Raw genomic sequence first — 13,010 nt, forward strand, 5'->3', positions numbered from 1 at the left:
GCACCTCGCCTGCCCGTTGCCCGTCGGCCCCACCACCCGCCGGCGGCGTGCCCCCGGGTGGTATCCGGGGGCACGCCCGCCGTCCTGCCCGGCTCCCGGCCCGGCCTTCAGTAGCGTGCGGGGCGCCCCCCGCACCTACCGGAACGAGGCCCCATGGCTCACCCCCGGCCGTCCCGCCGTACGCTGCTGCGCTCCAGCGCCGTGCTCGCCGCGCTGGCCCTGACCGACGGCTGCTCCGCCGCCGGCGGCCCCGACGCCTCCCCCGAGCCGCCGCTACCGCCCGTACCGCCCGGGGCGGCGGGGGCCGCTCAGGCGCGGGTGATGCCGGCGGAGACCGGCCCGCACGCCCGGACCTTCATGGCCTGGCCGGCCTCGGCGGAGCTGTGGGGCGAGCAGCTGCCCGGCGTCCGGCAGGAGGTCGCCGAGGTGGCCCGGGCGGTCGCCGGGTTCGAACCGGTGGTCCTGCTGGCCCGGCCCGATCAGGCGGACCAGGCCCGGCAGGCGTGCGGCTCCTCGGTCGAGGTGCTGGAGCTGAAGGTCGACGACCTGTGGGCCCGGGGCTCCGGCCCGACCTTCGTCACCGGTCCGCGGGGGCCGGCCGCGATCGACTTCAACTTCAACGGCTGGGGCGACAAGCAGACCCACGCCAACGACGCCCTGGTCGCCCGCTACCTCCTCGACCACTACCGCGTCACCCGCGTCCAGGCGCCGGTCACCGGCGAGGGCGGCGGCTTCGAGGTGGACGGCGAGGGCACGCTGCTGGCCACCGAGAGCTCCTGGGTCAACGGCAACCGCAACCCCGGCGCGTCCCGGGACCGGATCGAGGAGGACCTCAAGGCACTGCTCGGCGCCGAGAAGGTGATCTGGTTCCAGGGCGCCGCGTGGCAGGACCTCACCGACTGCCACGTGGACACCCTCGCCCGGTTCGCCGAGCCGGGCACCGTCCTGCTGCACCGGCCGGCCGCCGCCGCCCAAACCGACACCCGGCCCGACGCCCAGCCGGACATCCGGACCGCGGCCGCCGACCAGGCCGCCCAGGTGCTCCGGTCGGAGACCGACGCCAAGGGGCGCGCGTTCACGGTGGTCGACCTCCCCGGGCCCGACCTCGGCCTCGTCCCGGGCGCGGGCCGGGGCTTCCTGGCCACGTACGTCAACTACTACGTCTGCAACGGCGGCGTCATCGTTCCCCGCTTCGGGGACCGGGCAGCCGACGAACGGGCGGCCGCCGTCATCGGCGAGCAGCACCCGGGCCGTACGGTCGCCCAGGTCGACATCGGCCGCATCGCGGCGGTCGGCGGCGGCATCCACTGCCTCACCCAGCAGCAGCCCGCGCCGGGGGCGTGAGGCCCGGTCGGCGGGACCGGGCGGCGGCGAGGCGGCTCACCGCCGCCGCCCGCGCCTCGCGGCCTCCACGCGCCTCGCGCTGTCCGCGCGCTTCGGGCTGCCCGTCGCGCTGACCTGGGCCGGAGCGGCCGGACCGGATCCGGAGACCGGGCCTCCGCCCTGTGACGCAGGTCACGCCGAACGGAGAACCCTGGAGCCGAACCCGGCGTCTGGCTGGTGTGAGATCACGCAGGAGAGCACTGGACGAGTTGGACGAGGAGCGTCTCCTCCGGCTGGTGGCCAGGGGCGACCGTGGGGCGTTCGACGAGTTGTACCGCCGTACGTCGCCGTGGCTGGCGGTGCGGCTGCGCCGCCGCTGCGCGGACGCGCAGATCGTCGCCGAGGTCATGCAGGAGACCTACCTGGCGGTCTGGCGCGCGGCCGACGCGTTCGCCGGGAGCGCGGTCGGCGGGACGGCCGTCGGGTGGCTGTGGACGATCGCGGCGCGCCGCCTCGTTGACGCGTTCCGGCGCCGTGCCCACCACGCCGAACCGCCGGTCGCCGCCGCCGAGCTGGCGCCGGCGCCGGCGGCGGAGGAGGAGGCCCTCGCCGGGACGGTCGGGGGTGACGTCGGCGACGCCCTGCGACGGCTGGCGCCGGAGCTCCGCGAGGTCCTGCAGGCCACGGTGCTCGACGGGCTCTCCGTCCGGGAGACCGCCGTCCTGCTCAGACTGCCCGAGGGCACGGTCAAGACCCGTGCCCGCCGGGCCCGGATCGCGATGCGGGAGGCGCTGTCATGAGCGCGGGAGGCGCTGGCATGAATGCGGGAGGTGCTCGCACGGGCGAGCGGAGCGAGGTGGGCGGATGACCGGGGAACACGCGTCCAGGCGGTTGATCGACGACTACGCGCGCGGTGACACGGCGATGGCGGCGGACACGGTCTGGGCCCTGGAGGCCCATCTGGAGACCTGCGCGCCGTGCCGGAGCCACCTGGCGGCCGCCGTGGCCACCGAGGCGCCGGGCATCGCCGCGCTGGTCGACACCGTCCGGGCCGGTCTGGAACCGCAGCTGGACGCGGCGGTCAGGGCGCCCTCGCGGTGGCGCCGGCCGATGTGGGTGTCGTCCTGGCTGACGCCGGTCATGACCCCGTGGCTGGCCATGACCGCCGTCGTCACCCTGGTGGCGCTGCTGCTGGACGCGGCCGCGCCGGCGGAGCTCTTCGGCGGCTCCTCGGTGGTGTCCCTGACGGCGCCGGTGCTGCCGCTGTGCGGTGTCGCCGCGTCGTGGTCGAGCGGCCTGGACCCGGCCCACGAACTGACCGCCTCGACCGCCCGGGCCGGCCTGCCGCTGCTGCTCAGGCGCACCACCTCGGCCCTCGTGGTGGTCCTGCCCGTGCTGCTGGTGGGGGGGTGGCTGACCGGAACCACGACGGCCGCCCAGTGGCTGCTGCCCTCGCTGGCCTTCACCTCCACCGCCCTGGCGCTGGGCAGCCTGGTCGGCGTGACCCGCGCCGCCGCCGGGCTGGTGGCCGCCTGGGCCGTCCTCGTCCTGGTCCCCGCGTCGGTCACCGGCCGCGTCCCCGCCGTCCTGCAACTCGCCCTGCAACCGGACCGGTTGCCCCTGTGGGCGCTGCTCCTCGCACTCGGCACCGGCGCCGTGATCGCCCGCCGGGACGCCTACTCGGCGCTGTGAGACCCCGGTCCACCCAACCCACCGCAACCGGAAAACCCTGTCCACCATCGAAAGGGACCACCGCATGACACCCGTGACGAGCGCGGCCGACACCGCGCCGAAGACCTACGCCTGGGAGATCCGGGCGAGCGGCCTGAGGGTACGCGTCGGACGGACCAAGATGGCCGTCGACGGGCTCGACCTCTCCCTCGGCACCGGCGCCCACGGCCTCCTGGGCCCCAACGGAGCGGGGAAGACCACCCTGATCCGGACGCTGGCCACGGTGCTGCGCCCCACCGAGGGCGAACTGGAGATACTCGGCACCTCCCTGCGCAGGGTGGGCGACCACCGGGCCCTGCGCCGCCGCATCGGCTACCTGCCGCAGGACTTCGGCTACTACAAGCGCTTCACGGTACGGGAGTTCGTCGAGTACATGGCCTGGCTGAAGGAGGTCCCCAAGGCGGACATCCCCGACGCCGTCCAGCGTGCCGTGGAGCGGGTGGGCCTGGCGGACCGCGCCGACCACCGGCTGAAGACCCTGTCCGGCGGCATGGTGCGGCGGGCCGGCATCGCCCAGGCCATCGTCAACTCCCCCGAGGTGCTGCTGCTGGACGAGCCGACGGCCGGTCTCGACCCGGCGCAGCGGCTGCGCTTCCGCGAGCTGCTCCAGGAACTGGGCCGCGACACCTGCGTGCTGGTCTCCACCCACCTGGTCGAGGACGTCGCGGCCGCCTGCTCCGACGTGGTGCTCTTCGCCGGCGGCCGCCTCGTGTTCCAGGGCACGCCGGACGAGCTGGCCGCCGCGGGCACCGCCGAGCACCCGGGCGACAGCCCCCTGGAGCGCGGCTACTCGGCGCTGCTCCGCACCTCCGGCCGGTCGGGGGGTGCCTGGTGAACGGACGTGTGCTGCGTACCGAACTGAGGCGCTCCGCCGCCCCGTGGGCCGGAGTCGTCGTCCTGGGCGGCAGCCTGGCGGTCTTCTTCCTGATCGACGGGATCTGGTGGCGGGGCACCGCGGGGTGGACGGCCCAGTGGACCACCATGGCCATGTGGACCCGGTCCCTGCTGGCCTTCTGGCTGCCGCTCGTGGTCGGTGTCGGAGCGGTGTACGGGCTGCGCGAACCCCGCTCGCGGATGACCGAACTGCTGGCGACCACGCCGCTGCCGGCCTGGCGCCGTGCGGCGCTGCCGGCGGGAGCGCTCGCGCTCGCGCTCGCGGTGGGCTTCGGCCTCCTCACCGTCGCCGGCGGAGCGCAGGTGGCGCTCGGCCCGACCACCTACACGGGCCTCGGCTGGCTGCCGATCCCGCTGGTGGCCGTCCTGGGCCTGGTCGCGGCCGCCGTGTCCGCCATGGGCGTCGCGCGCACCCTGCCCTCCGTCCTCACCCCGCCGGCCCTGGTGGTGGCCTGCCTCGTGATGACGAACGTGCTGCGGGTGACGATCGAAGGGGAGGTGCCGGAGAGCAGGACGTCGAACCGGCTCGGCCTGCTCTCCCCGGTGACCGCGGATCCGCGGCAGATGCTGCTGACCCTGTCCGGCTCCGTCCACCTCGGCCAGACGATCTGGCTGCTCGGCCTGCTCGCCACCGGCCTCGCGCTGCTGGCGGCCTCGACCCGCCGGGCCCGGCTGCTCGCGGTGGCTCCCGCCCTGGCGGGCGCGGCCGCGGCCCTGCTGATCCTCCCGGCCGCGGCGCGCGACACCTACGTCGTGGACAAGGCCGCCGCCGCCCTGGTGTGCGACGGGCCGGTCTGCGTGACCGAGGCGAGCCGGTCCCACCTGGCCGAGCTCGCGCCGCGCGGCCGGGAGGCGCTGAGCGTGCTGCACGACGTCCTGGGCGACCGGGCGCCGACCTCGGTGCGGGAGGACACCGCGCTGCGCGCGCTCGGTGATCCCCGCCCGCTCTCCGGCGACGTGGTGCTGGTCGACTTCGACGAGCAGCTGTTCGGCACGGCGACGGGCCAGGACCTGACCCGAGCGCTGGTCGCCGAGGGACTGGCACCGAGCTGCCACGCCCGTACCTCCCGGGAGGGCGGGGGCCAGGAGGACGTCGCCCTCCAGAGCATCGTCGCAGGCCTGGCCCTCGGCGACCCCACCCTCCGACCGCTCGCGGAGAAGGGCACCGAGGAGTACTCGCGCAGGACCTGGGCGGCCGCCGACGCCGCCTGGCGGGAACTGAAGGCGCTGGCGCCGGCCGAGCAGCGCGCGCGGATCGCCGCGCTGCGCACCGCCGCCCTGTCCTGCACCGCGCGGCTGAGCGAGATTTCGGCGGGAGGCGCGTCGCGATGAGGTGGCTGGTGCTGTACGCGCGTTCACGGCAGGTGCCCGCCTCGGCCGCCGCGGTCACGCTCGTCGCGCTGGCGGCGGCGGTCCTCGGCCGGGGCATCGGGACGGGCGTGGCGGAGGCGACGGACCCGACCGCGTTCTTCGTGCTCGCCGGGTGCGTGGCGGCCGGTTCGGTCGGCTTCGGCGGGCAGGACCGCGCACTGGACCGGACGGCGGCGATCCGGTGGGCGCCCCGCCGGGCGGCGCACACGCTGCTGATCGGCGCGGTCGCCGCGGCGGCGCTGCTGGCGGTCCAGGCGGTGGGCCCGAGGTTCGCCGCCACGGAGGTCGTCGTCCGGGACAGCGCGGGCCTGGTCGGCCTGGCCGCGCTCGGGGCGGTGCTGTGCGGGGCGCACCTCGCCTGGACCCTGCCGACCGGCTGGCTCGCGTTCACCGTCCTCGTCCCGCCGCTGCCGCCGGACACCGTGGGGAAGGCGGTCGGCTGGATGACCTCGCCGGCCGGCACGGAGGCGTCCACCTGGGCCGCGGTGGCGCTGCTGGTGACCGGCGGTGCGCTGTACGCGGTGGCCGGTCCGCGCCGCTGACGGGTGTGCCGGTGGGCCGCCGGGGCTCAGGCCGCCGGGGGGCTTCGGCCCGGCGCCGCCGGGCTCTGCGGCTCAGGGCAGGCGCGCGGTGGCCGGGTGCCGGGCGGCGGAGGCGCTGCGGATCGCGTCGACGACCCCGGCGGCCCAGTCCGCCGGCCGCTCCCGGCCGAGGAGTTCGGCGAGCCGCTCCATGCGGGCCCGGCGTTCGGCGGGGGCGAGGTCGAGGGCGCGGGCCAGGACGGCGGCGAGGTCCTCGGGCGAGTGCGGGTCGGTGAGCAGGGCGGCCGTGCCGAGTTCGGCCGCGGCGCCGACGTGGCGGGAGAGCACCAGCACGCCCTGGTCGGCGTCGGGCTGCGGGAGGGCGGCCCGGGCGGCGACGAACTCCTTGGCGGTGAGGTTCATCCCGTCCTGGAACGAGGTCACCCAGAGCACGTCCGCCGTCAGGTACTCGTCGACCACCTCGGCGGCGGACAGGCTGTGCGGACGGTAGTCGACCGGTTGCCAAGTACCGTGCTGCCAGCGCCTGTTGACCTCTTCCACGCGCTGTTCGAGGAGTCGGCGGGTGGCGTCGTAGGCGGTGATGCCGGGCTCGGGCGGCGGGCAGACCAGCCGGAAGGCGAGCCGGCCGCGCAGCCCGGGCCGGCGGGCGAGCAGCCGGTCGACGGCCTCCACCTTCTGGACCGGGGCCTTGGCGTAGTCGAGGCGCTCGACCGAGAGCACCACCGGCCCGGCGGCCGGCTCGCGGCGGGCCGTACGGAGGCGGGCGAGCCGGTCGACGGCGAGCCGCTCGATGGCCGGCCGGTCGACCCCGAGCGGGTGGACGCCGGTGCGCGGTGGACGGGGCAGGCCGCCGAGGGCCGCACGGAAGTGCCCGGCGAAGTCCTCGGTGTGGAAGCCCGCCCAGTCGAGGCAGGCCAGCGAGCCGCGCAGTTCGGCGGCGACCGGGAGCGCGTCGAAGACCTCCGGGGCGGGGAAGGGGGTGTGGTGGAAGATCCCGGTCCCCAGGTCGGGCCGGAGGCGGCGCAGCAGGCCGGGGACCAGCCAGAGGTTGTAGTCGTGGAGCCAGACGGTGGCGCCGGGCGCGGCCTGCGTGCTGATGTGGCGGGCGAAGCGCGCGTTGACCGTGCGGTAGTCGGCCCAGGCCCGTTCGTCGAGGACCGACCGGCCCGGCTCCGACATCAGGACCGGCCACAGCGTCTCCTTGCAGGCGCGGTGGAAGTAGCCGGTCCAGGTGGGCCCGTCGACCGGTACGGGGGAGAGCGGCAGCCCGGAGGGGTGCGGGCGGTCGTCGCACGAGGTGCCGTACGGGCCGCGGTACGCGTTGTCGCGCGGGGCGCCGCCCGGCTCGCCACCGACCAGCGCCGTGACCCAGACGCCCGGGAGGCCGTTCGCGAAGGCGCTGGTCAGCGTGGGCAGGATGCCGTTGGGGCTGCTGGGTGGCTGCCAGGTCTCGCCGTTCCAGTGCAGCGGCGGGCGGTGGTAGGCCACCACGAGGGAGTGCGGACCCGCGTCGGGGGACGGGACCGGGTGCGCGGGGCCGGCCGGGCGGCCACGGCGGGTGGGGCCGGGCTCGGGGGAGAGCCAGCCGAGTTCCCGGAGCGCCGCGTGGATGCCGGCCGCGCCGGTCCGGTCGGGGCGCCGCAGGAGCGGGTGGTCGGTGAGGGCGGCGAGCAGCGCGGGCTCGGCCCCGGCGACGACCACCGCGTGCGTACCGGCCCGGAACAGCGAGAGGTCGTTGTGGGAGTCGCCGGCGACGAGGATCTCGTCGGGCCGCCAGCCCAGCTTCCCGGCCAGGGCCCGGAGCGCGTTGCCCTTGGAGGCGCCCGGCGGTAGCACGTCGAAGAAGAGGTCCCCGGAGTACTCCCAGGTGCAGCCGAGATCCTCGACCGCCGCGGTGAGTTCGTCGGTGAGCCGGTCGGGGGCGAGGTGGTAGGAGCACCGGCCGCTCTGGACGATGCCGTCCTGGTAACGGAGTTGGGGGAACCGGGACAGCGCCGCGCGGACCCGCTCCGCTCCCGGCCAGCCGGTCCGCAGCTGCTCCTGCACCGGGTCCACCGGGGTGAGGTCCGTGCCGTCGGCGACGGTCGCGCCGACGTCGGCGATGACCCACCGCGGCCGGGGGACGAGCGGGTCGCGGAGCACCTCGCGCACGGAGGCCAGCGCGCGCCCGGTGGCGAAGACCGGGGTCACCTCGGGGTGCCGGGCCAGGGCGTCGCGCAACCGGCGCCGGTCGTCCCGGGTGCCGCCGAGTAAGGTGCCGTCCAGATCGGTGACCAGAATCCTCGACATCCGAGGGACGCTACACGATCACGTCCCCGTGGTGAAGTGTTCACATCATGCGGCCGGCGGCCCACGGCCTCCCGTCGGCGGACGCACCGACACCCGGTCCGTCGACCGAGCTGTGCCCTGGCCTCCGCCTGTCAAGCGCCCTCACTCCTTCGAGTGAAGGGCGGTCGCCGATCGGTCGGCAGCGCACCTCGTGCGGTCGAGACTGGCCGCCGGACGAACGGTCAGTTCTCGGAGGGGGAGCGGTGTCGACCATCGGAATGCCCGGCACACCCGGCGCGGTCGGGGCGGATCGACGGCTGCTGGTCAGCGTCTTCGACCCGCAGGAGGCGCGGGAGGCGGTTCTCGGGGGTGCCCGGATCATCGACAGCGAGGATCCGCGCAGCGCGCTCGGGACGATCAAGCCGCGCCGGATCATGGACATCGCGGACGCGGTCCTGGCCGCCCGCCGGGACCTTCCCGTCCAGCTGAGCACCAACATCGGCGAGGACCAGCTGCTGTTCCGGCGCGCCGAGAACGGCCTGGCCCTGCCCAAGTCGGCGTACGAGCAGGTCGGGAAGGCGGCGCAGGCCGCGCTCGGCGTCGCCCTGGCGATGGGCACCCGGGTGCACCCCTGCGGCATCGTCAAAGTGGGCCTGGACGGCATGCGGACGGGCGAACTGGCCGACGTGCTCGGCGAGATCACGGCGACGCTGCGCCGCACCGAGCGGCTCTCGCACACCCGGGTGATGTCCGTGCTGTTCGCCCAGGACCTCGACCTGTGGGACGCCCGCAAGACGCTGCCGCAGGTACGGCGGGCCTTGGTCGGCCTGCGGGAGTACTACCCGTGCGAGCCGTCCACGCCCGGAGCGTTCGACCTCGCCGAGTACGCGGACGCCCTGCTCGACGCGCACGGTGAGCCGCTCTTCGACGGGCGGCGGCCGGACCCGGCCGAGCTGAAGGCGGCCGGTGCCCTGCCGATGGCCGCGCCCGGTGGCTTCGTCGCCGTCAACGAGCCCTTCGCGCACGGGAGGTACGGCCTGACGGCCGGCCGCCGCACCGACCGGGCGGCGATCCGCGCGGTGGTCGAGGCCAGCGCGGCCGCCGGCGCCGACGCGATCATGATCGACACCAGCATCCTGCTGAAGGTCGCCCGGATCGGGCTGGTCTCCACCGCCGGCAGCGCCGAGCTGGCCGATCTCGACCGCCACGACACCGACCGGCACGGCCTGGCCCGGACCGGCATCCTCACGCTGGAGGAGATCCGGTTCTTCGTGGAGCTGTGCCACGCCCACGGCCTGGAGGCGAACCTGGCCGGCTCGGTGCAGAGCCACCAGGCCCAGCAGGTCTGGCGGCTCGTCCCGGAGCTCGACCAGCTCTCCGCCCGCGGCGGCGTCAGTGCCCTGGCCCGCGACCCGTACGGCGGCACCGGCCGCGGCACCCGGCACGAGCGGACCGTCCGCCGCACCCTGGTGAGCGGCCTGGTGCCGCCCGAGCAGGGCGGTCGGCTGGTGGTGCCGCAGCGGATGGCGGAGCGGCCCGGGGCGCTCGACGAGGTGGCGGTCCTGCTCAAGCGCCACCCGGACCTCACCGCGTACTCGGCCGACGCCTACGGGGCGCTCTCGCCGCTCGGCTGACCAGCGGTGCCGGACCGGCCGGCGGCCGGGAGGGGGCACGGGTCTCCCCGCCGGATGCGACGGGCGGCCCGTCGACCGGGGCGACCGGTCGACGGGCCGCGGTGCTTCGGCACCCGCGGGGACGGCTGGACGGGACGGGCGTCAGCCGGGGCGGCGGCTAGCCGAGGTAGGCGCGGTAGGCGCTGACCCAGGCGCCGATGCTGCCGTAGCCGGTGCGGTCGATGGTGATCGACCCCCCGGTGCAGTCGTAGTTGTCCCACAGCTCCACCCGGTCGCCGCCCTCGGTGCGGGCGGAGCGGATCCGGTCGTTCCAGTTGTCGCCGACGTAGGTGCACTCGCCCTGGTTGCCGTAGAACCAGCGGTCCGCGCCCGAGAAGCCGGTGCTGGTGAAGGCGTGGAAGCTCGGCTGGCGGGCGAGCGGGGAGGTGGCGGCGGCGCGGGAGGCCGACGGGTCGAGCGGCTGGGCGGAGGAGGTGGGGGCGACGACCACGGTGGCGGTGAGGACCGCGGCCGTGACCAGCACCCGGCGAACGACGGACATGTGAGATCTCCTTCGGTCGAGCACGTCCGGGTGAACGCGGCCGGGAAGGGCGGAGCGCGTACGGCTGCTCGGGCCCGGTCGACGCCTTCACTCGGCGGGCAGCTCAGGATTACCCGCGGTGGCGGCGGATAGCTGCGTATGCGGAGAAATGGCGGAAACGGGCCCAGGAGCCACTGTTCGGGGCAATACCGCAGGATGTCGCACCCCGGCCGGAGTTCGGGCAGGGATTCGAATCACGGGGCCCTGGGCGGAACGGTGGTCCGGGTGGGTCATCCGGGGCGGGATGAAACGAGAGCCTGTTCGGGGACGGAGGGGCGTCGCCGCCGCTCCGGTGGCCATGACGCCGCTTTCCACCCGCCGGATCCGGCCGCACTCGAACAGCCACCGGTCGGTGTCGGAGCCCGTTCGTCCCTCATTCACCGTACGTCGACGCACAGTTGGCGATATTGATTGTCTGATCGCAGACAAGTCGGAACACGGACGAGTGGAACACCGACGAGAAGGAGCGTTCTCTTGACGACTTCCGTTCACAGCTCGGGCCCGTCGGCCGGCGCCCGGGTTTGATCCTGAAGTCGTAAACCCGTAGGCGCAGTTGGGCGATCCGGCCGATACCGGCGGCGGATGTGCCCGGCCGGCCGGCACGCCTAGCGTCGCCCCCGACGGCCTGCCGAGCACCCGAGGGGAACCGCCGTGATCCGATCCGCCAAGCCGGCTGCCGCAGTGGCGGCGCTGGCCCTGACCGTCCTCACCGCGCTGCCCGCCCCGGCGGCGGCCGCCGCGCCACCGTCCGCCGGGGACGGCGCGGGAGCGAGGAATGCCGCCGGCGGTGCCGCCTATCCGGGAGACGCCGCCGACCCGCTCGCCGCGCTGCGCCGCCGGCAGCCCGTCTGGCACCCCTGCCGGACCGGCCCGGAGGACACCGCCGGCGCCGACCTCGACGCCGCCGGCGCCCGCTGCACCGAGGTCACCGTCCCGCTCGACTACCGCCACCCGGACGGCCGCACCCTCGGCGTCGCCCTCTCCCGGCTGCCCGCCACCGACGCCGCCCACCGCCTGGGCACCCTCTTCTACAACCCCGGCGGCCCCGGCGTCCCCGCCCGCCACCTCGCCCTCGCCCTGAGCCGGGCCGCGCCCGCCCTCGCCGCCCGCTACGACATCGTCGGCATGGACCCGCGCTTCGTCGGCGCCAGCACCCCGCTCGACTGCGGCTGGCCCGCCGCCGGCCCCGGCTCGGCCGGCCCCACCCGCGCGACCTTCGACCGGTCCGCCGAGCTCGCCAAGGACCTGGCCGCCCGCTGCGCGCCCTACCACGCCGTGCTGCCGCACGTCTCCACCCGCAACACCGCCCGGGACATGGACCTGGTGCGCGCCGTCCTCGGCGAGCCGACGATCGCCTACCTCGGCTCCTCCTACGGCAGCTACCTCGGTGAGGTGTACCTCCAGCTGTTCCCCGAACGCGTCGGACGGGCGGTGCTCGACGCCCCCCTGGACCCGGACCGCTTCGGCCCCGACCTGACCGCCACCCAGGGCCCCGCGATGGACGCCGCGCTCACCGCGTGGGCAGGGTGGGCGGCCCGCCACGACGACCGCCACCACCTGGGCACCAGCACCGCCGAGGTGCTGACCGCCGTCGAGCGGGTGCGCCTGGCGGCCGGGCGGGCCCCGCTGACGGTGGGCACCCACCGGGTCGACGCCCGTGCCCTGCCGCAGGTGCTGTGGACGGTGGCGGCCGGCGACGACACCGCCGCCTACACGGAGTTCGCCGCCCTCGTGCGCGTCCTGCTCGACGCGGCCGAAGGCCGGACGGCCGAGCCGACCGCGCTGCTGGAGGCCGTACTGGCCGGCCTGGAGGCCCCCGACGCGGGCGGGGCCGCCGCCGTGCAGACCGCGATCATGTGCGCGGACCGCGCCGCCTCGCGCGACCCGCTCGCCTACTACCGCGACGTCCAGGCCCACCGCACCGACGAGCCGCTGTTCGGCCCGCTCACCCGCAACCTCACCCCCTGCACCTTCTGGCCCGCGCAGCCCGCCGAACCGCCCACCCGGGTGCGCAACGCCGTACCGGTCCTGCTGGTCGGCGCCGACGGCGACCCGGCGGCCACCCGCTCCGGCCAGCTCTCCGCCCACGACGCCCTGGCCGGCTCCCGCCTGGTCACCCTGCGCGGCGCCTTCCGCCACACCGTCTACGCGGGCCTGTTCGCGCCGCGCGACGCCTGCGTGGACGCGGCCGTCGACCACTACCTCCTGGACGGCGTCCTTCCGGCCGCGGATGCCGACTGCGTCGCCCCGGGGAGCACGGACCGGGCATTTGGCCCGGCCGCGAAGGAGGAGTAGTGTTCTCCAGCCACCTGCTTGGGAGCACCGGACACGCGTCGGCGCGGACGGTCCCGGGGTGGCCAATCCTCTGAAACACCACCTCCTGGTGCTTATTCAGCATGTCCGTTTATCGGATTGCACTGGATTCGCTTTCCGGAGTGGAGGTCGGCTAAGGTCTGAAACGTCGGACGGGGCGCCAAGCCCCGAAAGACACCGGCGAATCGGATGCGGAAAGCGTCTGATAAGCTGGAAACACGAAAGAACGAAGCCCGGAGGGCCTGCTGGAAGGCGGTCTGAAGGAAGCGTCCGTTCCTTGAGAACTCAACAGCGTGCCAAAAGTCAACGCCAGATATGTTGACATCCCCGGCCTCGGTCCTTGCGACTGGGGTT

General features: G+C 75.4%; 10 protein-coding genes. 8 read left to right on the plus strand and 2 right to left on the minus strand.

The window, feature by feature from the left end:
• Nucleotides 1–153: 153 nt before the first annotated feature.
• From ABZW03_RS26110 to ABZW03_RS26135, 6 genes are all read left to right on the plus strand, one after another.
• On the plus strand, nt 154–1,344 hold the full coding sequence (locus ABZW03_RS26110) for an agmatine deiminase family protein (RefSeq protein WP_355262958.1): 1,191 nt from the start codon (nt 154–156) through the stop codon (nt 1,342–1,344).
• 218 nt (nt 1,345–1,562) lie between these two features.
• On the plus strand, nt 1,563–2,123 hold the full coding sequence (locus tag ABZW03_RS26115) for an RNA polymerase sigma factor (RefSeq protein ID WP_355262961.1): 561 nt from the start codon (nt 1,563–1,565) through the stop codon (nt 2,121–2,123).
• Nucleotides 2,124–2,187: 64 nt separating this feature from the next.
• Nucleotides 2,188–3,015, plus strand: a complete 828-nt coding sequence (locus tag ABZW03_RS26120; protein ID WP_355262963.1) for a zf-HC2 domain-containing protein — start codon at nt 2,188–2,190, stop codon at nt 3,013–3,015.
• A gap of 64 nt (nt 3,016–3,079) precedes the next feature.
• Nucleotides 3,080–3,889, plus strand: a complete 810-nt coding sequence (locus tag ABZW03_RS26125) for an ABC transporter ATP-binding protein (RefSeq protein ID WP_355262966.1) — start codon at nt 3,080–3,082, stop codon at nt 3,887–3,889.
• Nucleotides 3,886–5,280 carry a hypothetical protein gene (locus ABZW03_RS26130; RefSeq protein WP_355262968.1) on the plus strand — a complete coding sequence of 465 codons (1,395 nt, stop codon included), beginning with the start codon at nt 3,886–3,888 and terminating at the stop codon, nt 5,278–5,280. The genes ABZW03_RS26125 and ABZW03_RS26130 overlap by 4 nt, the downstream gene beginning before the upstream one ends.
• Entirely contained in the window at nt 5,277–5,861 is a 585-nt protein-coding gene (locus ABZW03_RS26135; protein ID WP_355262969.1) for a hypothetical protein, read from the plus strand. Before ABZW03_RS26130 ends, ABZW03_RS26135 begins: the two co-directional genes overlap by 4 nt.
• 72 nt (nt 5,862–5,933) lie before the next feature.
• Here the strand turns inward: ABZW03_RS26135 and ABZW03_RS26140 are convergent, their stop codons facing one another.
• Nucleotides 5,934–8,150, minus strand: a complete 2,217-nt coding sequence (locus tag ABZW03_RS26140) for an HAD-IIB family hydrolase (protein ID WP_355262972.1) — start codon at nt 8,148–8,150, stop codon at nt 5,934–5,936.
• 242 nt (nt 8,151–8,392) lie between these two features.
• On the opposite strand from ABZW03_RS26140, the gene ABZW03_RS26145 reads away from it, so the two are divergent.
• Nucleotides 8,393–9,763, plus strand: a complete 1,371-nt coding sequence (locus ABZW03_RS26145) for a (5-formylfuran-3-yl)methyl phosphate synthase (RefSeq protein WP_355262975.1) — start codon at nt 8,393–8,395, stop codon at nt 9,761–9,763.
• A 157-nt stretch (nt 9,764–9,920) separates the two neighbouring features.
• Here the strand turns inward: ABZW03_RS26145 and ABZW03_RS26150 are convergent, their stop codons facing one another.
• Nucleotides 9,921–10,304, minus strand: a complete 384-nt coding sequence (locus tag ABZW03_RS26150; protein WP_355262978.1) for a peptidase inhibitor family I36 protein — start codon at nt 10,302–10,304, stop codon at nt 9,921–9,923.
• Between the two features lie 690 nt (nt 10,305–10,994).
• On the opposite strand from ABZW03_RS26150, the gene ABZW03_RS26155 reads away from it, so the two are divergent.
• Nucleotides 10,995–12,638: an alpha/beta hydrolase gene (locus tag ABZW03_RS26155; protein WP_355262981.1), complete on the plus strand. Its 1,644-nt coding sequence runs from the start codon at nt 10,995–10,997 to the stop codon at nt 12,636–12,638.
• The last annotated feature ends 372 nt before the right edge of the window (nt 12,639–13,010 follow it).

Origin of the sequence: Kitasatospora sp. NPDC004799 (assembly GCF_040609095.1) — a bacterium.
GTDB lineage: Bacteria > Actinomycetota > Actinomycetes > Streptomycetales > Streptomycetaceae > Kitasatospora.